Below are 23,690 nucleotides of genomic sequence, written 5' to 3'. Positions count from 1 at the left end.
GCGAAATAACGAGATTTTTGCGTTTAACTTGCGCTGTTTCAGCATGTTGTGGCGTTTTTTATGGTTTTTCTCTGACGCTAACCAATCTTGTTAGCACAATAAACAATCAATAACATGATGATGCAATCGCGATCGTAGTCACAAATGATACGTAAGTAACATGATAATGTTATTTTAATATCATTGTTGTGTGATTGTTTCTGAGAGGTAGTAAAATGGATATCGCGGTTATCGGCTCTAACATGGTGGATCTCATCACCTATACCAACCAGATGCCTAAAGAAGGGGAAACACTGGAAGCACCTTCCTTTAAGATTGGTTGTGGCGGTAAAGGGGCAAATCAGGCTGTGGCAGCGGCCAAGCTCAATTCTAAAGTTTTGATGTTAACCAAAGTTGGCGACGATATTTTTGCGGATAACACCATTCGTAACCTTGAGTCCTGGGGCATTAATACGACATATGTAGAAAAAGTACCTTGTACCAGCAGCGGTGTTGCGCCGATTTTTGTGAATGCCAATTCAAGTAATAGCATTCTTATAATTAAAGGGGCGAACAAGTTTCTTTCACCGGAAGATATCGATCGCGCAGCGGAAGATTTGAAAAAATGTCAGCTCATTGTGCTGCAACTGGAAGTACAGCTAGAAACGGTTTATCACGCCATTGAATTCGGTAAAAAACACGGTATTGAAGTGTTATTAAACCCGGCGCCGGCATTACGTGAACTCGATATGTCATATGCCTGTAAATGTGATTTCTTTGTGCCAAATGAAACTGAGCTGGAGATATTAACCGGTCTGCCTGTCGATACGTATGATCATATTCGCATTGCCGCTCGTTCTTTGGTTGATAAAGGGCTGAACAATATTATTGTCACGATGGGCGAAAAGGGCGCGCTGTGGATGACGCGTGACCAGGAAGTTCACGTTCCCGCTTTCAAAGTAAGTGCTGTAGACACCAGTGGCGCGGGCGATGCCTTTATTGGCTGCTTTGCTCACTATTACGTCCAGAGCGGCGATGTTGAAGCCGCCATGAAAAAAGCCGCTCTCTTTGCCGCTTTCAGCGTCACCGGGAAAGGCACCCAATCATCCTACCCAAGCATTGAACAATTTAATGAGTATTTAACCTTAAACGAATAATTACCCTGCACTGTAAAAGGTAGCACTATGAACGATAAAAACATCATTCAGATGCCTGATGGCTATCTGAATAAGACCCCTCTGTTCCAGTTTATTTTGTTATCCTGTTTATTCCCATTGTGGGGATGCGCAGCCGCATTAAATGATATTTTGATTACGCAGTTTAAAAGTGTGTTCTCGCTCAGTAATTTCGCCTCTGCGTTAGTGCAGAGCGCGTTTTACGGTGGTTATTTTTTGATTGCGATTCCGGCATCCCTGGTGATTAAAAACACCAGTTACAAAATGGCGATTTTAATTGGTCTAACGCTCTATATCGTGGGATGTACACTCTTTTTCCCGGCATCTCATATGGCGACTTACACTATGTTCCTCGCGGCGATATTTGCGATCGCGATAGGTCTGAGCTTCCTGGAAACCGCCGCGAACACCTACAGTTCGATGATCGGCCCGAAAGCGTATGCCACCTTGCGCCTGAACATCAGCCAGACGTTTTACCCGATTGGTGCGGCTTCAGGCATTTTGCTGGGCAAATACCTCGTCTTCTCTGAGGGCGATAGCCTGCAAAAACAGATGGCGGGCATGAATGCCGAACAGATCCATAACTTTAAGGTGTTAATGCTCGAGAACACGCTTGAGCCCTATAAGTACATGATTATGGTGCTGGTAGTGGTCATGGTAATGTTCCTGCTCACTCGCTTCCCAACCTGTAAAGTGGCGGAAACAGCCAACCATAAGCGCCCATCCGCGGTCGACACGTTACGTTACCTGGCCGGTAATGCCCGCTTCCGTCGCGGCATCGTGGCGCAGTTCCTGTACGTCGGCATGCAGGTGGCGGTGTGGTCATTTACCATCCGTCTGGCGCTGGAGTTGGGTGATATCAACGAGCGCGATGCTTCTAACTTTATGGTTTACAGCTTTGCCTGCTTCTTTATCGGTAAGTTTGTCGCCAACATTCTGATGACGCGATTTAACCCGGAAAAAGTTCTGATTCTCTACTCCATCATTGGTGCACTGTTCCTTGCATATGTTGCGCTGGCTCCGAGTTTCAGCGCCGTTTATGTCGCCGTCCTGGTTAGTATTCTTTTCGGACCCTGCTGGGCAACGATTTATGCCGGCACGCTGGATACGGTGGATAACGAACATACCGAGATGGCGGGGGCCGTGATCGTCATGGCGATTGTTGGCGCGGCAGTCGTTCCGGCGATTCAGGGCTACGTCGCAGATATGCTCCACTCGCTTCAGCTCTCATTCCTGGTTTCTATGTTCTGCTTTGTTTACGTCGGCATCTACTTCTGGCGTGAAAGCAAAGTGCGCAACAACCTGGCGGAAGCAACCGCTTCCTGAGGAGAACGATGATGACAACGCGTATTACATTATGGCGTGAGCTTTTTGCTGAACAACCGCGCACGCTGCTAAAAAATGACGATTTCACCGTGACCGCTTTTCGTTACGCCAGTGGCGTGGAAGGGCTGAAAATAGAGAATAACCGTGGTTACCTGGTGATTTTGCCCTGGCTGGGGCAGATGATTTGGGATGCGCAGTTCGATGGTCATGACCTGACTATGCGAAATATGTTCAGCCAGCCTAAACCGGCGACGGAAGTGGTGGCAACCTATGGCTGTTTCGCATTCCATTCGGGCCTGCTGGCTAACGGCTGCCCGTCAGCGGAAGATACACATCCACTGCATGGTGAGATGGCCTGCGCCGCAATGGACGAAGCCTGGCTGGAACTCGATGGTGATGCATTGCGTATCTCGGGTTGCTATGAATACGTGATGGGATTTGGCCATCACTACCAGGCTCAGCCAGCCGTGATATTGCGAAAATCCAGCGCTTTGTTTGATATTCAGATGGCAGTAACCAATCTGGCGTCAGTCTTGATGCCGCTACAGTACATGTGCCATATGAACTATGCCTATGTGCCAGATGCCACGTTCAGTCAGAATATCCCGGATGAAGCGCTGAAACTGCGTGAGTCGGTGCCTGCACATGTTAAGCCTACCGAGCAGTGGCTGGCGTTCAATCAACGGATTTTGCAGGGCGAAGCGTCACTGGCGACGCTTAATCAACCGGCGTTTTACGATCCCGAAATCGTGTTCTTTGCGGATAAGCTGGATGCCTATACGGACCGCCCCGAGTTCAGCATGACCGCACCGGATGGCACGACGTATGTGACCCGTTTCTCCAGCGCAGAGTTGAATTACGTAACACGCTGGATTTTGTATAACGGCGATCAGCAGGTCGCGGCGTTTGCGCTACCTGCCACCTGCCGACCAGAAGGTCATCTCGCCGCGCAGCGTAACGGCACGCTTATCCAGGTTGCTCCTCAGGAGACGCGGACTTTCACGGTAACGACAGGGATAGCCTGAAGACACAAAAAACCATCGCCAGCGCTGAAATTCTCTTTATGATGTCGGGGTTGAACGACATTGAGAGGGCGCATGATCTGGATAATGCTGGCGACGCTGGTGGTGGTTTTTGTGGTGGGTTTTCGGGTGATGACATCCGGCCCGCGCCGGGCGATTCGTCGTTTGAGTGAACGCATGGGCATTACACCAATGCCCATAGAATCGATGATCGATCAACTGGGGAGGGAGCCTGGCAACGAGTACCTTCACTATCTTGAACGCCCGAACGAGGCTCATTTGCAAAATGCCGCGCAGATGCTGCTGATTTGGCAGGTGTTTATCGTCGACAGCAGCGAAGAAAGTATGCATCGCTGGCACCGCCTGCTGCAAAAATCGCGTCTTGCGGCACCGATTACCGATGCGCAGGTGCGGCTGGCGCTGGGGTTTATGCGTGAGCTGGAGCCAAACGTCGGGGAGCTTAATTCGTTTCAGCTTCGCTATAACGCCCTGTTCCATGATGAAGATGGGGTGCGTTGGTTGCATTGATGCGAGCGGGCCTTCCCCCTCACCCTAACCCTCTCCCACTGGGAGAGGGGACCGAGAGTGCCAGAGGTTAAGCGGGTGCGGTTTTCTCCCTCTCCCTGTGGGAGAGGGTCGGGGTGAGGGCATCAGCGCGCTCGCTCCCCTCTCTTTCCCCCAAAAAGTTGTCAAAACGTTAAATAGGTCACACCCAGGATGTTACACTGCGCAACTTTCCCGCATGCGAACAAACACCAGGTGGCCTATGACCGAATCGCTCTCTTCTTCACAACCTAAAGATACCGTTACGCGGCCCAACTGGTCAGCCGTTTTTGCGGTCGCTTTCTGCGTCGCCTGCCTGATTACCGTTGAGTTTTTGCCCGTCAGCCTGCTGACGCCGATGGCGCAGGATCTGGGTATCTCTGAAGGCCTGGCGGGGCAGTCAGTCACCATGACCGCGTTTGTGGCGATGTTCTCCAGCCTGTTTATCACTCACATAATTGGCCGCACCGATCGCCGCTACGTGGTGGTGATGTTTGCGGTGTTACTCACGCTCTCCTGCCTGCTGGTATCGTTCGCCAATAGCTTTGCGCTGTTGCTGCTGGGGCGCGCTTGCCTCGGCCTGGCGCTGGGTGGGTTCTGGGCGATGTCGGCGTCGTTGACCATTCGGCTGGTGCCGATGCGCGTGGTGCCCAAAGCGCTGTCGGTGATTTTTGGCGCGGTATCGATAGCCCTGGTGATCGCTGCGCCGCTTGGCAGTTTTCTCGGTGGAATCATTGGCTGGCGCAATGTGTTTAACGGTGCGGCAATCATGGGCGCGCTGTGCATTCTGTGGGTGATTAAAGCGCTACCGTCGCTGCCTGGCGAAGCCGCGCATCAGCAACAGAACATGTTCAGCTTGATGAAGCGTCCCGGCGTGCTGGCGGGAATGAGCGCTATCTTCCTGGTGTTCGTTGGTCAGTTTTCTTTCTTCACCTATATTCGCCCGGTTTATACCACGCTGGCAGGCTTTAGCGTGGATGGCCTGACGCTGGTGCTGTTGAGCTTTGGGATTGCCAGCTTTGTTGGTACCTCGCTTTCATCCGCTATTCTGAAACGCTCGGTAAAAGGCACGCTGGCCTGCGCGCCCTTTGTTCTGACGCTGAGCGCATTGGCGCTGATTTTCTGGGGGAACTCGCCCGTTGTCGCGTCTGCGGTGGCGATTATCTGGGGCTTTGCGTTTGCGATGGTGCCGGTTGGCTGGTCGACGTGGATCACCCGCTCGCTCTCCGATCAGGCAGAGAAAGCGGGATCTATTCAGGTGGCGGTGATCCAGTTCGCCAACACCTGCGGTGCGGCGCTGGGCGGCGTCGCGCTGGACCATTTCGGCGTGCTGTCACCGCTGGCGATTTCCGCCTGCCTGATGCTGCTGACGGCCACGCTGGTGGCGACAAAGGTGAAAGTGAGTTAATGAATATTGCCGGATGACGCTGCGCGTATCCGGCCATCATTTACGGGAAATCACTCCGCTTTCGGACACTGTACCTGTTTCACTGCGGCGCCATAGCGTTCTGCATCATTGCGTTCCAGCGCCAGAGTCGCTTCCCGCACGCGCAGACGATTCTCTTCCGTCGCCAGCACCAGATTCGCAAATTGATCGTCCGACACCGCGCCCGCCGGGGCGCAGTTTTTCTTCACGTCCTCAATCACCTGCCGCTTTTGCTGCTCAAACTTAAGTCCTTCCATCGGCGACTCGGCATACGCCGCGCCGGAGGCAGCCAGACAGGCCGCCAGAGAAAACAGCACCGGAATCATTTTCATGCTCATATCCTTATCGGGAATTCATTCCCCTTAACTATATGTGCAGCTGGCGATTCTGGACAATTTAGTGACGCTCTACCGGCGTACTGCGACGGCGGGAATCCAGCGAAATCAGGATAACCGAGGAGAGGATCAGCAGCGTGCCCAGCCAGTCCGGCAGGGTGAAGGTGATACCGAGCAGCAGCAGTGACAGGAACGCGCTGCTCAGCGGTTCGGCGCAGCTCAAAATGCTGGCGCGTGGGCCGCCAATCATCTGCGCACCTTTCAGATAGAGGCTAAAGGTCAGCGAGGTGCCAATCACCACCAGATAAAAGAACGCCAGCACCACGTTGCCGGAAAGCGTGAAGCTCTCGCCCTGGCCTGCGTAGAACGGCAGCAGCACCGCGCCACCGATGAGCATGCTCCAGCCAACAATCGGCAGGGTGCCATAGCGAGCAATCAACTGTGACGGATACGTGGTGTAGAACGCCGCCGTAAAGGCCGAGACAATCCCCCAGAACAACGCCCCGCCGGAGATAGACAGTGATGTCGGGTTACCGTGAGTAACCAGCAAAAACGTACCGATTAACGATGTACCAATGGCGGCGAAAACAAACGAGCCGGGGCGAGATTTACGCACCAGCGAGAACCACGCCACAATGATCGTCGGGGCCAGAAATTGCAGCACTGTCGCGGTGGCGGCGTTGGATTTCTCAATGGTCATCAGAAACGACAGTTGTACCGTCAGGGCGCCCACCAGAGTGAAGAACAGCAGGCTGAGCGCGTCTTTGCGGTTTTTCATAATGCGGAAGATGCGGTCGCCGTGCACGAAAGAGAGTGTCAGCAGAATCAGCCCCGCGAACAGCAGGCGCGTCATGGTCAAAAACTGCGAGGACATCTGGCTTTGTTCCATGATGTACTGCGCGCATACCCCTGAACTTCCCCATAGCACGGCGGCGATAAGGACGTTCATCATCCCTCTTCTGGTAGAACCCATGTTGTTGTGATCTCTTTTGATTTTTATCAGACAGGAATCATAGCATGCAGGGACAGAAGCCCCCAGCACAGGCCGGGGGCGGGGGGATTAGCTGAGATCGACGTTTTTACTGCCGAACAACCAGGTGAGCAGGAAGCCGCAGAAGTAGGCTACCGCAAGGCCCGCGGCGTAAACCGCCATCCCGGCGTAGATACCGCTGTTGGAGGTCATTAACGGGAGCGCCACCAGACCCGATGGGCCGAATACGGTGTTCAGACCGACAGGCAGGCCCATCCACGCCACCAGGCCGATAAAGAAGCCGCCGCACGCACCGCCAAAACAGGCGGTAATAAACGGTTTCATGCGCGGCAGCGTGACGCCGTAGATCAGTGGTTCGCCGACGCCCAGCAGACCGGGAATGATCGCCCCTTTAATCTGCGTACGCAGCAGCGCGCCATGCTTCGCGCGGAAGTAAAGCGCCAGCGCCGCACCGACCTGGCCCGCGCCCGCCATCGACAAAATGGTGAACAAGGAGTTGAAGCCTTGCGCATCCATCAGCGCAAAATAGACAGGCACAAAACCCTGATGCACGCCAAACATGACCGCCAGCAGGAACAGCCCGGCCAGCACCGCAGAGCCGAACGGGTTGCCATTGAGGTGCAGGAACAACCAGGACATCCCGGTGAACAGGTAACCGCCGAGCGGCATAATCACTACAAAGGTGACCGCACCCATAATCAGCAGCGTAATGGCGGAGGTGAGGATCATATCGAGGTTGGCGGGCATGATGCTGCGTACCCGTCTTTCTACCCATGCGGCGAGAATCGCCGCGATCAGCACGCCGATGATGTTACCGCGCGGGTCGATATCGTGACCGAAGAACTGCGTGATGCCGGAATAAAACCCCACCGTCGCTTCCGGGTTATAGCCCAGCACAAACAGCGAGGCGATAATCGCGCCGTTCACGCCCGAGCCGCCAAACGCTTTTTGCGTGTTGTAGCCAATGAGAATACTCAGGAAGGTGAACATCCCCTTGCTGAAGACCTTCATATAGCCGATCACTTCCACCAGCGTGGCGTTCGGATGAGCGCTTTTTAGCACAAATATCTGTTCTGCCAGCGTGGCAAAGCCCAGCAGCAGGCCTACGGCAATAAAGCCCGGGATTAACGGGGTAAAAATGGTGGCGAACTTCGCCAAAAACTTCTGAATTCCGCTGGTTTGTTTCTCTTTCAGCGCTTTTTTCTTTTCGCTGGCGACGTCAGCCAGTGAAGGTTCAACGGCTGGCGAATCCTCCAGCAGCGTGTTCATCATCTCGGCGGCGGTCTGTGCTTTGCCGGGGCCGAGGATAATCTGGAACTGCTCTTCGCTGACTACCACACCCAGCACGCCTTCGACCTGGCGGATGTTGGCGATATCGGCCTGCTCTTCATTGCGCAAGGTTAAGCGCAGCCGGGTCATACAGTTCCCGGCCTGAACGACGTTTCCGGCTCCCCCCACCAGGGAGAGGAGGCGGGCTATCATCTCTTTATTTATTTTCGCCATTCAATCTGTTCTCCAGGACGGTTTAGCCTTGCTGTAACGCCTTGCGGATGTAGCCGTTGTTATCGGCCAGCAGTGTGGTGGCCTCGTCAGCGCTGAGATTTGCCAGCACCATCACGATGGCGGTTTTACAGTGGCGATGACAGGCGTTTAGCGCATTAATGGCGGTTTCGCGGTCACACTCGGTTGCTTCCATCACGATGGACACCTGGCGCTCAATCAGCTTGGCGTTAGTGGCTTCCACATCGACCATCAGGTTGCTGTAAACCTTGCCGCTGCGAATCATCGCGCCGGTGGTAATCATGTTCAGCACCAGTTTCTGCGCGGTGCCAGCCTTCAGGCGGGTTGAGCCGGTCACCACTTCCGGGCCCACAACCGGGGTAATCGCGATATCGGCCAGTTGCGCCATTTCGCCGTGCGGGTTGCAGGTAATGGTTGCGACTCGCGCACCCACGCTTTTGGCGTAGTTCATCGCGCCAATGACGTACGGCGTGCGGCCGCTGGCGGCGATACCGACCAGCACATCATTTGCCGTGAAATTCAGCGCTTTCAGATCTTCCGCGCCCTGAGCAACGTTATCTTCAGAGTTCTCAACGGCGCTAAGAATTGCTTTATGCCCGCCAGCAATCAGGCCAACGACCTGTTCCGGGCGAGTGCCGAACGTCGGTGGGCACTCGCTGGCATCAAGAATACCGAGGCGACCAGAGGTACCTGCGCCACTGTAAATCAGGCGACCGCCTTTCTGGAATGCTGCCGCGACGGCGTCAACCAGTTGGGCAATCTGCGGCAGATAAGGCGTGATTGCGTGGGCAACCAGCTGATCTTCGCGGTTGATCACCGCCAGCATCTCTTCGGTGGAGAGGGTGTCAATATTGGTACTGTTGGCGTTGCGGCGCTCGGTCAGCAGTTTGCTCAGGTCGATACTCATAGTGGCCTCGTCTTCATCAGTGGCAGTCAGTATAAGGAATTTTTTATTCCTTTCGTGTGAAGGGTATCACGATTAAAGCCAGGTGAATAAGAAGGAATGCAGATGGGTAGTGACTTACTGCGGTAATAAGTTTGGAATATTTTATTACCGCAGTGAATTTTAGCGGGCTTTGCAGAGAGAAAATAAAAGGGGTATGTACACTGATTAACTACTCATGCCGCGTTTTCAACGGCGCTTCCTTCAGCAACCACGACAGCACAAACGCCAGCACCATAATGCACGCTGCCATAATAAAGGCCGCGTGGATGGCCGAGCCAAAGGCATCCAGATAATCCGTACGCACCGCATCGGGTAGATGATGGATGGTGGCGGGATTCATATCCCGCGGCACTTCCGCGCCTTCTGGCAGCAGACGCGTCAGGTTTGACTGCAGTACGGAGGTAAACACTGCACCAAACAGCGCCACGCCAATGGAACCGCCAATTGAACGGAACAGCGTTACACCGGAAGTTGCTACACCGTACAGATTCGGCACGACGGTGTTTTGCACCGCCAGCACCAGAACCTGCATCACCAGCCCTAATCCCATTCCCAGCACGCCGGTAAAGAGATAAAGATGCCAGGTTGGCGAAGTGATTGTGATGCGCGTCAGCAACACCATGCCCACCGTGCCCAGCAGCGTGCCGAGAATCGGGAACAGGCGATATTTCCCGGTGCGGCTGATAATGCGCCCGCTGATGATCGAGGTCAGCAGCAGCCCGCCCATTAGCGGAATTAACTGCAAGCCCGCTTGCGTCGGTGTCGCCTCTTTGACGACCTGCAAATAGAGTGGCAGGAACGTTACCGAACCAAATAGCGACATCCCGATGATAAAACCAATCATGCTGCACAGCAGGAAACTGCGGTTGCGGAAAAGCGAAAGGGGAATGATGGGCTCCCAGGCCAGCCGTTCTTCATAGATAAACCCGGCAATGCCCACCAGGCCAAAGGCGAGAATGCACCATAGCTGTGGGTCGTTCCATGGGCGAACGGTGCCGCCTTCGGTGGTGAACAGAATGATACAGACCAGCGCCATGGTCAGATAAATCGCGCCCAGCCAGTCAATCTCATGCTGGTTGCGTTTAGTGTTGCTGTGGAAGACCGTGCCGATCACCAAAAGGGCGAACAGCCCCAGCGGGATGTTGATGTAGAAAATCCAGCGCCACGACGCATGCTGGACGATAAAACCGCCAATCAATGGGCCAATCACCGTTGCCAGGCCGAACACACCGCCAAACAACCCCTGATAGCGGCCACGTTCAGCAGGAGGAATGACATCTGCGATAGCAGCCATGCTGATCACCATCAGCCCGCCGCCGCCAAGCCCCTGAAGGGCGCGCATGAGTACCAGTTGTGTCATATTCTGCGCTAAACCACACAGTGCGGAACCGACCAAAAACAGCACGATAGCAATCTGCAGAACCCGCTTACGGCCAAACAGATCGCCGAATTTACCGTACAATGGCACAACAATGGTGGAGGTCAGAATATATGCCGTGACCACCCAGGAGAGTTTATCCAACCCGCCAAGCTCCCCAACAATGGTGGGAAGTGCGGTCGAGACGATGGTCTGATCGAGTGCGGAGAGCAGCATCACCAGCAGCAATGCGCTGAACAGCAGGCGGATAGAAGGTGCGCCCGCATGTGATGATGACGTTTTTTGCGTCACGGTATCGGACTCCATAGTGTGCTCATTTGAAATTAATTAACTGTATAATTAATATTTATGGAAGATGCTTCACTGGTCAAGAGAACGCTCCTTTATGACGGCACAAAAAGACAACGGAAAAAACCTAAAAGCACGTAAACCGGGTCGCCCGCGCGGTAGCAAGCCGAGCGGCGATAACCGCGAGCATCTGCTCGATATCGCGCTGCGACTCTTTTCGCAGCAGGGTATTGGCCATACTTCACTGAACGCGATTGCCCGTGAGGCTGGCGTGACGCCCGCCATGCTGCACTACTATTTCAACTCGCGCGAACAACTGCTGGACGTGGTGATTGAAGAGCGTTTTTTACCGCTGAGAAGTGAGATCACAGCGATTTTTGCCGCGCATCCCGATGAACCGGTTACCGCGTTGACCGAGATGGTCAAGATGCTGGCGGAACTGGCTGCGCGCTACGAGTGGTTTGCGCCATTGTGGATGCAGGAGGTAATAGGTGAAATGCCGGTGCTGCGCCAGCATCTTAACGCGCGTTTTGGCGAGGATCGCTATCAACAGACGCTGGCATCGGTCAAACGCTGGCAGCAGGAAGGGAAAATAAACCCGCATTTGACGGCGGAATTACTATTTACCTCTTTACTCAGCCTGGTATTAGTACCCTTTTCCCGAATGCGAAACGATGAAAGGCTTGCCTCGCTGACAACAGAAATAATCATTAGCAATGCGTTAGCATTAATGCGTCAGGGAATAAATAATTAAACTATTATTCTTTAAATCTTATTAATGGTGGTGCTTTTTAGAGAACTAATTAATAGCTATAAATCACCACTTCCCGCACCGGGCGAGAACCATGAAGTGCGATGTCTCTGACCGTGGAGACGACAGGAACTTCGCCCTCTGCGGCGCAGCGCTGGGCCTGCATGCGGTAAATCGCATCGTCGATGCATTTGCTGGTCGAGGATGCGGACTCGCCATAAATCGCACCGGAAAAATGTATGCTGCCACTGGCGTGTGCCGGGGTAATTAAAGTCGAAAAAAGGCAGAGAACTGCAATTAGCATGAAGCCAGAGAGCTTATTCATTTGTGTATTACGCGTTATTTAAAAGAGCGCGAATAATATGCCTATTATTTAAAGTTACAATATTGCTGGTTATTTTATTTAATTACATAACCTGGCAATGTGAATAAAATGCATACAAAACCAACCTTTGCGTCGATGAAAGATAATCCCAGAGGTTTATGAACAAAATCGCAATAGTCTATTGCCGGAATGACCGTTTATCCCGCCTGCTCACCGCCGTATTCTTGTCGCCATCGAGTTGCCGAACGCAACGTTATGCCGAATACAGGATACCCATTATGAAAACCCTCACTCAGATTGCAGCTGCTTCTCTTCTCTCCGTTATGGCCTTTGGTGCATCAGCGCAAAGCGTAACGGCAACCGCCTCTACCCTCGATTCTGCAGAAGCGGCGATTGCGCAGAAAGCGAAAGCGATGAATGCCTCTCAGTACAAAATCACCAGCGCCCACATGGGCAACCGCGTCACCATGAGCGCTGAACTCTACAAATAAGCGCGCGGCAAGACGGTTTTCCAAAAACATGAGAACCGCCTGATTATTACCCTCACCAGGAGATGAAAATGTTATTTGAAAACTATGCCCTGAATGCCGTCGCGCTGAAAAACCGAATTGTTATGCCACCGATGACCCGCTCACGTGCCGGAGCGGGCGATGTCGCCACCGATATGATGGCGGAATATTACGCACAGCGCGCCAGCGCCGGGCTGATCATTAGCGAAGGTACGCAGATCAGCCAGCAGGGCCAGGGTTATGCCTGGACGCCGGGAATGTACACCGAATCGCAGATTGCAGGCTGGAAAAAAGTGACCGATGCCGTCCATCAGGCGGGCGGTAAGATCTTCGCACAGCTGTGGCACGTTGGTCGCGTTTCGCATACCACACTTCAGCCGGGCCACGCTGCACCGGTTTCCTCATCAGCTATTCAGGCCGAAGGCGTGAAGGTGTTTGTGGATGTAAAAGGCTGCGGGCCGGAGAGCGGTGTGGGCGAGATGCTACAACATACGATGCCGCGTGCGCTGACTGCTGAAGAGATCCCCGCTATCGTGAATGACTATGCGCAGGCTGCGCGTAACGCGATTGCCGCAGGTTTTGATGGTATCGAACTGCATGGCGCGAACGGTTATCTCATCAATCAGTTTATTGATTCGCAGGCTAACCTGCGCGATGACCAATACGGCGGCGCATTGCAAAATCGCCTGCGCTTTATGAAAGAGGTGGTTACTGCCGTGTCGAACGCGATTGGCAAAGAACGCGTCGGTATTCGCCTGGCACCATTGACCACCCTGATGGGTTCCCGCGACGATACGCCGGAAGCGACCTATCTGGCGGCCGCCAGCGTGCTGAACGATCTCGGTATTGCCTATATTCATATTGCCGAAGCGGACTGGGAAGATGCGCCGGTGATGCCAGCGGCTTTTAAAGAAGCACTGCGTCTGATATTCCGCGGTACGCTGATTTACTCCGGTAAATACACCAGGGCGCGTGCGGAAGAGGCGTTGCAAAATGGCTGGGCGGATTTGATTGGTTTTGGTCGTCCGTTTATCGCCAACCCGGATTTGCCGTATCGTTTACAGCATGATTTACCGCTCAATCAGCCAGTGAAAGAGCAGTTCTTTGGCGGCGGAAAAGCGGGATATATTGATTATCCGCCAGCGAAATAAAACAGGCTGCCGGGTCTCGCATCGTGCGGGCCCGGCACAGTGCGTTACCAGAACTTAACGGCCAGGCTCAGAATAAAGACAAAGCCGACAATGGCAACCGTCCAGCAAAACGCCAACATATGGGCTTCATGTTTTTGTTGTTTTAATACTGCTTCGTTTTCCATTTTTCTTTTCCTTGCTCACATCGTGTAGGGGCAGAGGCGCCCCATATTACCGTGGGACGTTAATCCCTCCCGGTACTCCGTGCGTCAGAACCACCTGCCAGAGCTGAATATTTCTGGCCCTGAAAGCACCGGCGCAGGCTTTCAGGTAGTAGGTGAACATCCGTTTAAAACGTGCTGAATAGACCTCTTCCAGTTGGCCCCATGAATCCTGGAATCGCTGCTCCCAGGCCATCAGGGTTTTATCGTAGTCAGAGCCAAAATTGTGTAGATCTTCAATCACAAAGAAGGGTTCGCAGGCAGAAGAGAGCTGCGAAACCGACGGCAGGCAGCCGTTCGGGAAGATGTATTTATCGATCCACGCGTCGACGTTCAGGTCGCTTTGATTGGAACCGATAGTGTGCAGCAGGAAGATACCGTCTTCCGCCAGATTTTTATTGGCCACGGTAAAGTAGGTTTTGTAGTTTTTCGGCCCGACGTGTTCAAACATTCCCACCGAGACAATGCGGTCAAATTTGCTGTCGAGGTCCCGATAGTCCTGCAACAGAATTTCCACATCCAGCCCGGCGCAACGCTGTTGAGCAAGCTTTTGCTGTTCGGCGGAGATGGTGACACCGGTGACTTTCACACCGTAGTTTTCTGCCGCATACGCAGCCAGCCCACCCCAACCACAACCGATATCCAGTAGCGTCATGCCTTTTTGCAGATTGAGTTTGCGGCAGATAAGCTCCAGCTTGTTTTGCTGCGCTTCAATCAGGTTGCTTGCTTCCCGCCAGTAGCCACAGGAGTATTGCATGTACGGGTCAAGCATCAGCGTGAAGAGGTCGTTGCCGAGGTCGTAGTGCTCTTTACCCACAATCCATGCACGTTTTTTCGATTGCAGGTTGATTATCCTCGCGCTTACGACGTGCATTAAATCTTTCAGGTTGTGCTTAATCTGCGACTCGATATCGATTTTCAGCAGACGGGAGATAAACTCGTCGAGCTGCTCGCACTCCCACCAGCCATCCATATAGCTCTCGCCCAGGCCAAGAGAGCCCTGCTGAAGAACGCGTTTGTAGAAATGTTTGTTTTTGACCTGAATGTCGAAAGGACGTTTGCCGTTAATTTCGATGTCTGCGCGTTGCAGTAAGTCACGGCAGATGCGATACCACTGATTGCCGCCATCGGGCATGATTAATTTTTTGTTCATCGTTTGTCCGCCTGAGCGAGAATCTATTTGTCATACAAATGTGCTAAGGGCAGGTTATACCTATGATGAATATTCGTAAAGTGAATCTCATCAATGGGAGGGATGCGGAAATGGAATGGGAGGGAGATGCACACTGATGCCCTCACCCCGGCCCTCTCCCACAGGGAGAGGGGGAAAACCGCGGACACTTAACCTTTGGCACCATCGGTCCCCTCTTCCACAGGGAGAGGGGGGAAAACCGCGGACACTTAACCTTTGGCACCATCGGTCCCCTCTCCCTTGAGGGAGAGGGTTAGGGTGAGGGGGGGATGTGCGCACTGATGCCTTCACCCCGGCCCTCTCCCACAGGGAGAGGGGGGAAACCGCGGACACTTAACCTTTGGCACCATCGGTCCCCTCTCCCACAGGGAGAGGGTTAGGGTGAGGGGGGGGAGGTGCGCACTGATGCCTTCACCCCGGCCCTCTCCCTGAGGGAGAGGGGGGAAAACCGCGGACACTTAACCTTTGGCACCATCGGTCCCCTCTCCCTTGAGGGAGAGGGTTAGGGTGAGGGGGGGAGGTGCGCACTGATGCCTTCACCCCGGCCCTCTCCCACAGGGAGAGGGGGAAAAGTCGGTAGGCCGGATAAGCGAAGCGCATCCGGCGTAACCTCAGAAGTCGTACTGCAACGTCAAACGGTTCTGCCAGAAGTCTTTCTCATACAGCGGTGAAGTCTGCACGCCGACAAAATCGCTCAGGCTCAGGCCTTTCAGCGCACCCTGGAAGTTCCAGATAAAGTAAACCAGATACTCGGACTGGCGCAGGCTACCGGTATTCACCGTCGGCGTCAGGTCCATCCACGAATAGCGTGCACCCAGCGTCAGGTTCTCGTTAGCGTTCCAGTTCACGTTAGTGGCATATGCGTCACCGCTGCCCAGATCCTGGGTACTGGTGAAGTACGGCTGCGCGAAATACGGGCCCGATGAACTGTTATGCGCATACGGCGTTACCAGTGAACCATAGCCGTAGCTGTTGCCGCTGGAGGCGATATGGTCATAACCCGCCGCCCAGGAGAGCGCTGGCGTGAAGTTCAGCGACAGTTGCGCGCCGTAAGAGCGGTTATCCACTTCGCCCGCCAGCGCTTTTCCTTCACTGGTGCCGCGAATGTATTGCAGTGCTACATCCGGCGTGAACAGCGCCTGCTGCCACTGGAGGTGACCTTCGGTGTAGAAGATGTTGGAGAAATCGGCGTAACTTTCGTACCACATCTGGCCGGTCAGCTTTTTGTCATCCCACATCATGTGGCGACCCGCGCCAATGGCCCACATGCCATCGGTCTCTTCGGTGACTTCGGTATAGGCGGTGGTGCGTTTCACCTGATCGCTGCCCCAGCCCTTATAGCGCCATATTTTGGTCGCGCGCAGGAAATCGTCGCCGCTGCCGTACTGCATATCCAGTGCCTGATAAAGAATCGGAGTAATACGCCAGTCATAGTCGCCGACAAACGGCAGATCCAAACGCTGGTTCCCGCCGGTGATGCGGAAATCGCCATAGCGCCAGTTGAGATACGCTTCACCAATATTGGTCTGGTTTTCGCCGATGTCGCTGATTACGCGCTCTTCCGGTGGATGGTTAATGCCGCGCAGGAACAGGCCACTCACACCCACGTTGAAGCCGTACATCGGCGCCGTTTCATACTTAAGGAAACCGCCGTAGCTGATGGTGTCCTGGTTAAAACCTTTGGCGAAATAGGCGTTGTGAGTGGTGTAGTAAAGTGAGCGAACGCTGCCGCTGACTTTACCGCAGCTAAATACATCGCTCAGGTTGCTGACGTTGCCGTTGGCGTCGAAACACTCGCTGTCGGACTTAAAGGAGAGAGCCGCTTCTGCGCTGGCGGGAAGCGCCAGAGCTGCAAGCGTGACCAGGGCGGTGAGACCACCGGTTAATCGTGATGGTTTAACTGCACCTGCTGCCCGACACATCTTCATGCTAATACCTTGTAAACAGAGATAAAAAAAGAAAAAGTGTGCGATTGTCGCCCCCGCTATGTCGCCACTCTCGCGGGGGGAGAGACCCCTGATAGACGCACTAAACGTATGGGCGGTTTCGCACAGGGCTGCGATTATCTTCATCGGAAGGGGAGTGATCCAGATCTAAACGCAAACGTTTGCTTTCTTTTACCAGGCATTGATGCTGAATAAGTGATTCAAATTGAATTATTTATAATGCTAATTATCAATGGGCAGATATTTGAACTGCATATTGATTGGATGAATGGAAGATAGTGCTTATTTTGTTGTTTGGCTTAAACCGCACCGATTGGATAGTTTTCAGGCGCTTCCCGCGCGTAAACGCGCGGGAAATCGGTCATCAAAAATAGTAGCCGATATTGACGTTAGTGCGGAAATACCATTTTCCGCTGCCTTCCGACTGCGTGCTGGTCCAGCCCGTGGCGTTAAGCGCGCCGCCCCACGGGTTAACGTTTTTCGCCCAGCTTAAATCGACCCAGAACATCACCGGTAGTGCGAAGACCTGCACTCCGACGGTGTTCATCTGGGAATCGCTCCAGTCGCTTTTATCTTTCCATAACACGCTGTAATCATTATAGAACCGCAGTTTTGATACCGCGCCCCATTTGACGTCCACGTCACGGGCCACGTTGAGCGACGCGGTGGTGGCTTTTGCCGGGATTAAATACGAGGGCGTCAGGCCGTTGCCGCCCATCAGAATCGTATCATCGCTTACGCCCGCCGGATTTTTCGGATCGTACTGGTAACGGATCACCTGTGAGGAGAGCTGCCACGGCCCGTTTTGCACGGTTCCGTGCAGGCCCGCCGCCCAGAAAGTGCCGTCATCATCGGTCTCGCGATTGTGCAATCGCGCCAGCGCCAGCGATCCGCCCAGCTCATTATTCCAGCCCCCGCCGTGGAATTTTCGCGCCAGCCGCACGTTCACCTGATCGCGTTTCTCATTACGCTGCTGATGCTGGCTGGGATAATTGGTATTTTTTAAGCGGTCATAATCCCCGACATCGGGCGCATAGCGCAGGTTTTCAGGCTCCATCCACGGGAAATAAGCCACATCCAGCGACCAGTTATTATCGTGATATTGGTAATTTACCCCGCTACCGGCATTGACGCCGAACCCTAAATAAAAGGGAATGCCATATGACCAGCCAAATTGTGGATACGGCTCCAGGCCAAAAGGCTTGCCGGGAATGCCAAGCTGTACACTATTATTCTGATCAAACCGATATCCCACATAGGCGCGGTCAATCGCATATTTATGGTGATCCTGGAACCAGAATCCGGCATCAAAGAAATAGTTATTATAAAAACCGCTGCTGTCGATACGGAATGTATCAAAACGCAGATGCGGCGGATCGCGATAATTACTGCCTTTCCAGTCTTCATAGCGATAATTTGCCCGCAACGCTCCGCCAATATCTAACCCGGCGCTGCTGTCCACGCTGCGCCAGCCAATATGTGGGAAGGGCTTGCCGCCCTCAGCCAGCACGGGTGCGGCGATGCATGTACACAGCAGCAGCGCGAAAAATTGTTTACGCATAGCTCACCTCTCATTTCATATTCAATAAGCAATAGCTCGCCGCCGCGGATAAAAATCAGCGAGAATGAATTGATGGCGTTTCGCCAGTGAAACTCAGAAATAAATTTATTGGTTTTTTATATTTGTCTCAAATATGAAACTAAGTTTATTATTTGATATATGGAAAATCGCACGCTATTCGCGTGTCGTCAAGGTGTAAAGTTTGAGCTATCGCGCAATGTTATTAAAGACAGGCGTGAGTATTGCTATTTGTGAGGTAAAGAAGGAATTAATCTCATATATGGAACAAAAAATAATATTGTGTAATTTGATATATGGGGGAAGGGAAGCTTATGTTTAACGGTTTATATCATCGAGGCCGTTTCACGCGTGAGAAGGGAGCAAATTGGCGGAGATCACAGGAGTCGCATTTGGTGGTTAATCATGTTGAATTTATTGATTATTTTCATATGCGCTTTACTGACATGCCCCCGATTATGCCCCCACATGTTTTTCCTTAATGATCAGCTGGCTGATTTATGAGCGTTTCAAGCCAAGGTTGAACTGTGCCCGATGAACATCCAAAGATGTTATCCAGTGTTCTTGATCCTGCCAGGAGAAACCCTTCTGGTCAATGCGCACAAGATCGAATCGTTCCACAAGGAAATTAACAGCATCAGTAAGATTCACTCCCGCCTCTATATGTTCCTGAATCGTCGTATCGTTACTGAACGGTGTATCGTTGATCGTGAGGCCGTAATGATGCTCTAAAATATACGTTAATAGTTTTTGCCAAACTTGGACAGGAGACAGGCGTGACGAAACCGTCACCGTTGCCGGTACAGTTGAAATATGCATGTGTTGAGTCCCTGATAAAAGAAGAGGAAGGTGTTATCTGGTTAGAGCTGACTGGGGATATATGGCAATGTAAACGTAGCCATGAGAGCCGAGAGTGTCAGCTTCACAAGTAAGTCCGTTGTGATGCCTTGTGACGCAGTGCTGGCTGCGAGGATCAAGCTCGCCAGTCGTGAGCATCCGCTCAAGCTGTTTCATCATCAGTGGAAATGCCTGGTCCAGACGCAAAGCTTCATCGTCACTGAATGAGCCATCAAACCCAGCCCGATCAGTCAGAAAGTAGAGACGGTTGCCTTCCTGTACCAGGCGAGCGCCGAAGCACGGCTTGATATTACGTTTTAATCCCCACTGAAGGCAGGATGCGTTCTCCGTTGATGAGCCGGATAAGGTGGTCGATTGCATTAACATATTCCTTAATGACTGAGAGAAGTGATTAATTCATCGTCACGCTGCGAAGGATGGCATATGGGCCTGCCCGGTCCTGACGACGCTCAACAAAAACAGCGAGTACACCGCCGATGTCCTGAACTTCACGTCCGTAGTAATGGCAGACACTGCCATGCCACTGGTAATGACCTGTACAGAAGGCAGATAACCGGGATTCGGGATGCTGACGATAAATATGCATCGCCTGGCGCTTACTGATGATTTTCATTCTGCACCTCACAACCAACCACATTCAGCAAAAGACACCACTTCGTTCCCAACAACCAAATGATCCAGCACTCGCACTTCTACCAGTGCTAACGCTTTCATTATTCGCTGGGTGATGTGTTTATCCTGCTGACTGATTTCTGTCGTACCGGACGGATGGTTATGCGCCAGAATTACTGCAGCGGCGTTGTGCTTCAGGGCCGACTTCACAACTTCGCGTGGATGTACTTCGGTATGGCTGAGCGTGCCGGTAAACAGCGTTTCTCGCCCCAAAAGGCAGTGCTGGTTATCGAGATACATCACGATAAATACTTCCCGCTCCTGATGAGCCATCTGTAGCTGAAGCCAGGTCTTGGTGAAGCTGGTGGAGGTAAAAGACTCACTCGGTTGACGCTGATATTTTTCCAGCAGTCGTAACGCCCGACGAATAACGCGCTGCTCATTTGGCAGGAATATTGGGGATAAATTGAGTGCCGACATAATTGCTCCTTAAAACAAAATGCCCCGCTTGCTTAGTGGCAGGGCATGAAGAGATGGATGGTAAAAAGGTTCATGAAGCAAGCTGCAGCATATTCTCGGCCATCACCCAAAGTGCGCGGTTCAGCTTCACATCCCCGTCGATGCCTTTAACGGCACGTGTATGGGAGCGTTGACCTTTGGTCGTTCGCCCCGACAGACCGCCTTTAATCAGGTTTTCCTGAATACGCTGGTAAGTGGTCCAGAGATCATTGCTTTCGTCCTGCCAGCGGCGTGGGGAAAGTATCTGCGATTCTGTCACCGGCTGATGCTCTTCACCAAAGCGATAGGTTAATGCCGCTTTAGCCATTGCCTGCTGAGCGGGAGGCGGCAACAAAAGCGACTGCATGGCATCGCGCTTCTCTTCTACGCGGTCAAATATCCCCAGTACTTCGTATGCTCCTTCGATTACTTTCTCTACTACGTTGCCTTTATGTGGCACACGAACTTCACCAAAACTCTCACCGCAAATCAGCCCATTCTGGCAAACCGATCTGAATAACCCCGGTAACATCTGATATGAGCTAGAGCCGTCGTGGCTGTTTAGTAGAATAATTTCTGGAACCTGTTTGCCAGTAATCTGACCTTCACGACGCAGGCGCAGCATGTGCTTCGTATGCTCTCGTTTGCTCTGGTCTCGAACTCGGGTCTGGCAGGCAAAGAATGGCTGGAAGCCTTCACGTTGTAGGTTATCGAGCAGGGAAATAGTTGGGATATAGGTGTACCTGTCACTTCGGGATTCATGTTTGTCTTCGCTGAAGACACTCGGCACATAGTGCGCCAGTTCGTCACGGGTTAGCGGGCGGTCGCGGCGAACAAGATTGACTGAGCCGAAGCGGCTGGCTAAACGGGTCATAGAAACTCCTGTAGAAAATGGACATAAAAAAGGCCACCCCGAAGGATGGCCCTGTCTGTTATTGATTAGTCTGATTAGGTCGCTGGTGGTAACGTGGGCTCCAGGGCAGGCGGCACCATTTCTGCTGAGCCGTGCCTTTCGGCCCGGTAGAGCTGGAGCTGCGCCAGTAACGGGGCTTTCCGTGACTGGAGATAATCCAGACACCATTCCCTTCTAACAACCAGTCTGACCGGCACAGGCAGAAGCTCATAAGCCTTACTGAACATCGACTCGATAAACACATCGTCACTGAGTTTATCCTCGGCAATGGTCAGCAAACCGCTGATAACGATATTGTCGAGCAATCGCTTATATCGGGTAGTACGGGATTCTGGCCCTTCTGTAATTTGCTCACTGACATTTTCTTCTACCTGCTCATCCTTGTTATCAGTGGGGGAGATATTTCCCCGCAGATTTAATTTCTCTTTCAGTCCCTTGAGTTTTCCTTGGGTATTTTCAGACATATTGCTTTTTTCCTCTGAGCTTGCAGCAAGGGAGATCAGGCAAGTGTGGCGAGTTTTTTGATGATGCGTATCAGACTCATTGTGGTGAGGCTGGCACCCAGTGCTTTAACCGCAACAGAATTGCTGCGCATCAATGTCACACCGGCAACACTCAAAACAAGTTGCCAGGTACAGTCCACGGTTGGTAGCGTTTCCTGATGTAATGTTTTTCCCACTGAACCTCCGTTAGCTGAATAACGGTTAAAAATTTATCTCACTGATAATGTTATTTATAACCATTGGGAATCCACTGGCCTTGCTTACGGATATCAGTAATGATGTCTCCCTGGTCGACCGAAATTGTGCGCCAGCCCGGCTCTTTACTGGAGGCATTACCGTAGGTGTACCCTACTGTCATAGTGAGAGCTTCACCCGTTGTGGTGGTTAAGTCAGCTTCATATGCCGCTTCGGTATTTTGTTTGCGGATGAAACGCACGGTATTAATGGCACGACAACGCAGACTACTTTTGGCATGTTCAAATGAGTTATCCGCCATCTGGCAACCTTCAGATTTAATTTCATCCGTCAGGCTTGTCGAAGCATTAAAGTTTTTAGGAGCAGGTACGAAATTCGCCATATCGCTGCGCATGGTTGGCGGATCTGTCTGAAGCACAAGATAAACAGGACAATCTGATTTTCCGACTTCACAGGCTTTTGCCACATAATCACGTACCAGCCAGCCTTTATTGCCGAAATACTCAGCACCACTCTCGTCTTTACATTGTGACCACGTGGCTTTTTGTCCCATCATCACGCCGTCTACCAGGACGCAGGTGACAGCTTTTACAGGCTTCCCGTCCCAGCGAACAGCGTCAAAGGGTTGAATGCCGGTGTGATTCACATCAAGCGTATAAGCCTGCGGGTTCTTCGCTATCCGGTCATTTGCCTGTTTCAGTTGATTACTGCCTTCCTGAGTCAGAAAGAAGGTATAGCGTCCGGGATGTATGTCGCCGTGAATTGTCATTGCAGACGAGACCAATGGAATAAACAGTGCTGCAGAGCTGAGAGATAAAACAACGAGTTTACGCATAAGGTTTCCTTTCAGTTTATTAGTGATTAATACAGTCCTGCCATGTGGTATCAGCCAGTGCTTCATTCAGCCCTTTGGCGCTGAATTTTTTAGAGATAGCGACATTCATTGAGGTCATTTTTATTACGTCTTTTTCACTTGTCGCTTTTAGCGCAGTAAAGGTCGTTTCATCCAGAGGATGGTTTGTACCATTGATACTGACTCCAGGATCAGAAAGCCCTGTTTGTGACGAGACGCGGTAATCCTCCGCAGGTACGCTGTAAGCAGCAGCCAGCTTTCCGCTTGTGCAGGTCAGTGTGAGCACTTCGCCTGAAGCATTTTGAGTATTGAGTTCAAACTCCATGGCACTGATGTTCCCGTACCAGTCACCCCATTGCTGGTCAGCCTGTACGGCGCTGGCACTGTGGCTAAGCAGCAGTAATCCAGCCAGAGTTGCATAATAGTTTCTGAGCATTTTGGTTTCCTTTCCTGATGATTTAGATACAAAAAAGCCCGCTTCCGTGTTAAGGGGAGCAGGCTGATCGTATTGATAAAATGAGCTAGCAGATAATCGTTAATACAGATCAGTTTCAGAAAATTGATCGTTTGAATCTATCATTAAAACGATCGATACACAATTATCAATAGTCATTGGCTATCATGATTTAAGTATCGATCGGTACAACAGATCAATGTACAGAAGCCACACCAGTA

Annotated in this window: 26 protein-coding genes; 8 read left to right on the top strand and 18 right to left on the bottom strand. The window is 52.3% G+C overall.

Annotated features, from left to right (window positions below; all coding sequences use genetic code 11):
* Positions 1 to 215: 215 nt before the first annotated feature.
* The 5 genes from rbsK (at position 216) to nepI (ending at position 5,453) form a co-directional block, all read left to right on the top strand.
* Complete coding sequence (gene rbsK, locus F0Q32_RS15375; protein WP_149463761.1) at positions 216 to 1,136, top strand: ribokinase; 921 nt, start codon at positions 216 to 218, stop codon at positions 1,134 to 1,136.
* A gap of 27 nt (positions 1,137 to 1,163) precedes the next feature.
* Positions 1,164 to 2,480 carry an L-fucose:H+ symporter permease gene (gene fucP, locus F0Q32_RS15370; RefSeq protein ID WP_149463760.1) on the top strand — a complete coding sequence of 439 codons (1,317 nt, stop codon included), beginning with the start codon at positions 1,164 to 1,166 and terminating at the stop codon, positions 2,478 to 2,480.
* A gap of 11 nt (positions 2,481 to 2,491) precedes the next feature.
* Complete coding sequence (locus F0Q32_RS15365; protein ID WP_149463759.1) at positions 2,492 to 3,505, top strand: aldose 1-epimerase family protein; 1,014 nt, start codon at positions 2,492 to 2,494, stop codon at positions 3,503 to 3,505.
* Between the two features lie 72 nt (positions 3,506 to 3,577).
* Positions 3,578 to 4,030: a DUF1198 family protein gene (locus tag F0Q32_RS15360; protein ID WP_149463758.1), complete on the top strand. Its 453-nt coding sequence runs from the start codon at positions 3,578 to 3,580 to the stop codon at positions 4,028 to 4,030.
* Positions 4,031 to 4,268: 238 nt separating this feature from the next.
* Positions 4,269 to 5,453, top strand: a complete 1,185-nt coding sequence (gene nepI / locus F0Q32_RS15355) for a purine ribonucleoside efflux pump NepI (RefSeq protein WP_149463757.1) — start codon at positions 4,269 to 4,271, stop codon at positions 5,451 to 5,453.
* A gap of 50 nt (positions 5,454 to 5,503) precedes the next feature.
* Here the strand turns inward: nepI and F0Q32_RS15350 are convergent, their stop codons facing one another.
* From F0Q32_RS15350 to F0Q32_RS15330, 5 genes are all read right to left on the bottom strand, one after another.
* Entirely contained in the window at positions 5,504 to 5,803 is a 300-nt protein-coding gene (locus F0Q32_RS15350; RefSeq protein ID WP_149463756.1) for a YicS family protein, read from the bottom strand.
* A gap of 64 nt (positions 5,804 to 5,867) precedes the next feature.
* Positions 5,868 to 6,779 (bottom strand): carboxylate/amino acid/amine transporter, encoded by a 912-nt coding sequence (locus tag F0Q32_RS15345; protein ID WP_149463755.1) that lies wholly within the window; start codon positions 6,777 to 6,779, stop codon positions 5,868 to 5,870.
* Positions 6,780 to 6,866: 87 nt separating this feature from the next.
* Entirely contained in the window at positions 6,867 to 8,300 is a 1,434-nt protein-coding gene (gene murP, locus F0Q32_RS15340; protein WP_149463754.1) for a PTS N-acetylmuramic acid transporter subunit IIBC, read from the bottom strand.
* A gap of 22 nt (positions 8,301 to 8,322) precedes the next feature.
* A complete protein-coding gene (gene murQ / locus F0Q32_RS15335) occupies positions 8,323 to 9,225 on the bottom strand; it encodes an N-acetylmuramic acid 6-phosphate etherase (RefSeq protein WP_149463753.1) in 903 nt (300 codons plus the stop codon).
* A 208-nt stretch (positions 9,226 to 9,433) separates the two neighbouring features.
* Positions 9,434 to 10,948, bottom strand: coding sequence for an MDR family MFS transporter (locus tag F0Q32_RS15330; RefSeq protein ID WP_149463752.1), 1,515 nt, complete (start codon positions 10,946 to 10,948; stop codon positions 9,434 to 9,436).
* 79 nt (positions 10,949 to 11,027) lie between these two features.
* Between F0Q32_RS15330 and F0Q32_RS15325 the strand changes: the two genes are divergently transcribed.
* Positions 11,028 to 11,684, top strand: a complete 657-nt coding sequence (locus tag F0Q32_RS15325; protein ID WP_149463751.1) for a TetR/AcrR family transcriptional regulator — start codon at positions 11,028 to 11,030, stop codon at positions 11,682 to 11,684.
* Positions 11,685 to 11,733: 49 nt separating this feature from the next.
* Here F0Q32_RS15325 and F0Q32_RS15320 read toward each other — a convergent pair whose 3' ends face one another.
* Positions 11,734 to 12,006 carry a hypothetical protein gene (locus tag F0Q32_RS15320; RefSeq protein WP_149463750.1) on the bottom strand — a complete coding sequence of 91 codons (273 nt, stop codon included), beginning with the start codon at positions 12,004 to 12,006 and terminating at the stop codon, positions 11,734 to 11,736.
* 278 nt (positions 12,007 to 12,284) lie between these two features.
* Between F0Q32_RS15320 and F0Q32_RS15315 the strand changes: the two genes are divergently transcribed.
* Positions 12,285 to 12,497 carry a DUF1471 domain-containing protein gene (locus F0Q32_RS15315; protein WP_149463749.1) on the top strand — a complete coding sequence of 71 codons (213 nt, stop codon included), beginning with the start codon at positions 12,285 to 12,287 and terminating at the stop codon, positions 12,495 to 12,497.
* A gap of 68 nt (positions 12,498 to 12,565) precedes the next feature.
* Complete coding sequence (locus F0Q32_RS15310) at positions 12,566 to 13,666, top strand: alkene reductase (protein WP_149463748.1); 1,101 nt, start codon at positions 12,566 to 12,568, stop codon at positions 13,664 to 13,666.
* Between the two features lie 210 nt (positions 13,667 to 13,876).
* On the opposite strand, the gene cfa is transcribed toward F0Q32_RS15310, so the two are convergent.
* The 12 genes from cfa to F0Q32_RS15250 all read right to left on the bottom strand — a co-directional run bounded on the left by cfa (position 13,877) and on the right by F0Q32_RS15250 (position 23,451).
* Positions 13,877 to 15,019, bottom strand: a complete 1,143-nt coding sequence (cfa, locus tag F0Q32_RS15305; protein WP_149463747.1) for a cyclopropane fatty acyl phospholipid synthase — start codon at positions 15,017 to 15,019, stop codon at positions 13,877 to 13,879.
* A 650-nt stretch (positions 15,020 to 15,669) separates the two neighbouring features.
* Positions 15,670 to 16,986: an OprD family outer membrane porin gene (locus tag F0Q32_RS15300; protein ID WP_149463746.1), complete on the bottom strand. Its 1,317-nt coding sequence runs from the start codon at positions 16,984 to 16,986 to the stop codon at positions 15,670 to 15,672.
* 382 nt (positions 16,987 to 17,368) lie between these two features.
* On the bottom strand, positions 17,369 to 18,565 hold the full coding sequence (locus tag F0Q32_RS15295) for a hypothetical protein (RefSeq protein ID WP_149463745.1): 1,197 nt from the start codon (positions 18,563 to 18,565) through the stop codon (positions 17,369 to 17,371).
* Between the two features lie 516 nt (positions 18,566 to 19,081).
* Positions 19,082 to 19,402 (bottom strand): TA system toxin CbtA family protein, encoded by a 321-nt coding sequence (locus tag F0Q32_RS15290; RefSeq protein ID WP_096080170.1) that lies wholly within the window; start codon positions 19,400 to 19,402, stop codon positions 19,082 to 19,084.
* 33 nt (positions 19,403 to 19,435) lie between these two features.
* Positions 19,436 to 19,801 (bottom strand): type IV toxin-antitoxin system YeeU family antitoxin, encoded by a 366-nt coding sequence (locus F0Q32_RS15285; protein ID WP_096080169.1) that lies wholly within the window; start codon positions 19,799 to 19,801, stop codon positions 19,436 to 19,438.
* A 31-nt stretch (positions 19,802 to 19,832) separates the two neighbouring features.
* Positions 19,833 to 20,054 (bottom strand): DUF987 domain-containing protein, encoded by a 222-nt coding sequence (locus F0Q32_RS15280; RefSeq protein WP_096080168.1) that lies wholly within the window; start codon positions 20,052 to 20,054, stop codon positions 19,833 to 19,835.
* 8 nt (positions 20,055 to 20,062) lie between these two features.
* The gene (radC, locus tag F0Q32_RS15275; protein WP_096080167.1) at positions 20,063 to 20,533 is read right to left on the bottom strand and encodes a DNA repair protein RadC; all 471 of its coding nucleotides are present in this window, start codon (positions 20,531 to 20,533) and stop codon (positions 20,063 to 20,065) included.
* A 70-nt stretch (positions 20,534 to 20,603) separates the two neighbouring features.
* Complete coding sequence (locus tag F0Q32_RS15270; RefSeq protein WP_096080166.1) at positions 20,604 to 21,425, bottom strand: DUF932 domain-containing protein; 822 nt, start codon at positions 21,423 to 21,425, stop codon at positions 20,604 to 20,606.
* Positions 21,426 to 21,499: 74 nt separating this feature from the next.
* Positions 21,500 to 21,928 carry a hypothetical protein gene (locus tag F0Q32_RS15265; protein WP_096080165.1) on the bottom strand — a complete coding sequence of 143 codons (429 nt, stop codon included), beginning with the start codon at positions 21,926 to 21,928 and terminating at the stop codon, positions 21,500 to 21,502.
* A gap of 35 nt (positions 21,929 to 21,963) precedes the next feature.
* Positions 21,964 to 22,143, bottom strand: coding sequence for a hypothetical protein (locus tag F0Q32_RS15260; protein ID WP_096080164.1), 180 nt, complete (start codon positions 22,141 to 22,143; stop codon positions 21,964 to 21,966).
* 50 nt (positions 22,144 to 22,193) lie between these two features.
* Positions 22,194 to 22,997 carry a hypothetical protein gene (locus F0Q32_RS15255; protein WP_096080163.1) on the bottom strand — a complete coding sequence of 268 codons (804 nt, stop codon included), beginning with the start codon at positions 22,995 to 22,997 and terminating at the stop codon, positions 22,194 to 22,196.
* Positions 22,998 to 23,016: 19 nt separating this feature from the next.
* Positions 23,017 to 23,451 (bottom strand): hypothetical protein, encoded by a 435-nt coding sequence (locus tag F0Q32_RS15250; protein ID WP_149463744.1) that lies wholly within the window; start codon positions 23,449 to 23,451, stop codon positions 23,017 to 23,019.
* Between the last annotated feature and the right edge of the window lie 239 nt (positions 23,452 to 23,690).

Source organism: Pseudocitrobacter sp. 73 (assembly GCF_008369545.1).
Lineage (GTDB): Bacteria > Pseudomonadota > Gammaproteobacteria > Enterobacterales > Enterobacteriaceae > Pseudocitrobacter > Pseudocitrobacter vendiensis.
The sequence above is the reverse complement of the archived record's forward strand: the minus strand, read 5'-3'. Positions and strand labels throughout refer to the sequence as shown.

Bases quoted from the DNA above. Each gene is read 5' to 3' on its own strand.
- rbsK (WP_149463761.1), top strand. From the start codon at position 216: ATGGATATCGCGGTTATCGGCTCTAACATGGTGGATCTCATCACCTAT.
- fucP (WP_149463760.1), top strand. From the start codon at position 1,164: ATGAACGATAAAAACATCATTCAGATGCCTGATGGCTATCTGAATAAG.
- F0Q32_RS15365 (WP_149463759.1), top strand. From the start codon at position 2,492: ATGACAACGCGTATTACATTATGGCGTGAGCTTTTTGCTGAACAACCG.
- F0Q32_RS15360 (WP_149463758.1), top strand. From the start codon at position 3,578: ATGATCTGGATAATGCTGGCGACGCTGGTGGTGGTTTTTGTGGTGGGT.
- nepI (WP_149463757.1), top strand. From the start codon at position 4,269: ATGACCGAATCGCTCTCTTCTTCACAACCTAAAGATACCGTTACGCGG.
- F0Q32_RS15350 (WP_149463756.1), bottom strand. From the start codon at position 5,803: ATGAAAATGATTCCGGTGCTGTTTTCTCTGGCGGCCTGTCTGGCTGCC.
- F0Q32_RS15345 (WP_149463755.1), bottom strand. From the start codon at position 6,779: ATGGGTTCTACCAGAAGAGGGATGATGAACGTCCTTATCGCCGCCGTG.
- murP (WP_149463754.1), bottom strand. From the start codon at position 8,300: ATGGCGAAAATAAATAAAGAGATGATAGCCCGCCTCCTCTCCCTGGTG.
- murQ (WP_149463753.1), bottom strand. From the start codon at position 9,225: ATGAGTATCGACCTGAGCAAACTGCTGACCGAGCGCCGCAACGCCAAC.
- F0Q32_RS15330 (WP_149463752.1), bottom strand. From the start codon at position 10,948: ATGGAGTCCGATACCGTGACGCAAAAAACGTCATCATCACATGCGGGC.
- F0Q32_RS15325 (WP_149463751.1), top strand. From the start codon at position 11,028: ATGACGGCACAAAAAGACAACGGAAAAAACCTAAAAGCACGTAAACCG.
- F0Q32_RS15320 (WP_149463750.1), bottom strand. From the start codon at position 12,006: ATGAATAAGCTCTCTGGCTTCATGCTAATTGCAGTTCTCTGCCTTTTT.
- F0Q32_RS15315 (WP_149463749.1), top strand. From the start codon at position 12,285: ATGAAAACCCTCACTCAGATTGCAGCTGCTTCTCTTCTCTCCGTTATG.
- F0Q32_RS15310 (WP_149463748.1), top strand. From the start codon at position 12,566: ATGTTATTTGAAAACTATGCCCTGAATGCCGTCGCGCTGAAAAACCGA.
- cfa (WP_149463747.1), bottom strand. From the start codon at position 15,019: ATGAACAAAAAATTAATCATGCCCGATGGCGGCAATCAGTGGTATCGC.
- F0Q32_RS15300 (WP_149463746.1), bottom strand. From the start codon at position 16,986: ATGAAGATGTGTCGGGCAGCAGGTGCAGTTAAACCATCACGATTAACC.
- F0Q32_RS15295 (WP_149463745.1), bottom strand. From the start codon at position 18,565: ATGCGTAAACAATTTTTCGCGCTGCTGCTGTGTACATGCATCGCCGCA.
- F0Q32_RS15290 (WP_096080170.1), bottom strand. From the start codon at position 19,402: ATGCATATTTCAACTGTACCGGCAACGGTGACGGTTTCGTCACGCCTG.
- F0Q32_RS15285 (WP_096080169.1), bottom strand. From the start codon at position 19,801: ATGCAATCGACCACCTTATCCGGCTCATCAACGGAGAACGCATCCTGC.
- F0Q32_RS15280 (WP_096080168.1), bottom strand. From the start codon at position 20,054: ATGAAAATCATCAGTAAGCGCCAGGCGATGCATATTTATCGTCAGCAT.
- radC (WP_096080167.1), bottom strand. From the start codon at position 20,533: ATGTCGGCACTCAATTTATCCCCAATATTCCTGCCAAATGAGCAGCGC.
- F0Q32_RS15270 (WP_096080166.1), bottom strand. From the start codon at position 21,425: ATGACCCGTTTAGCCAGCCGCTTCGGCTCAGTCAATCTTGTTCGCCGC.
- F0Q32_RS15265 (WP_096080165.1), bottom strand. From the start codon at position 21,928: ATGTCTGAAAATACCCAAGGAAAACTCAAGGGACTGAAAGAGAAATTA.
- F0Q32_RS15255 (WP_096080163.1), bottom strand. From the start codon at position 22,997: ATGCGTAAACTCGTTGTTTTATCTCTCAGCTCTGCAGCACTGTTTATT.
- F0Q32_RS15250 (WP_149463744.1), bottom strand. From the start codon at position 23,451: ATGCTCAGAAACTATTATGCAACTCTGGCTGGATTACTGCTGCTTAGC.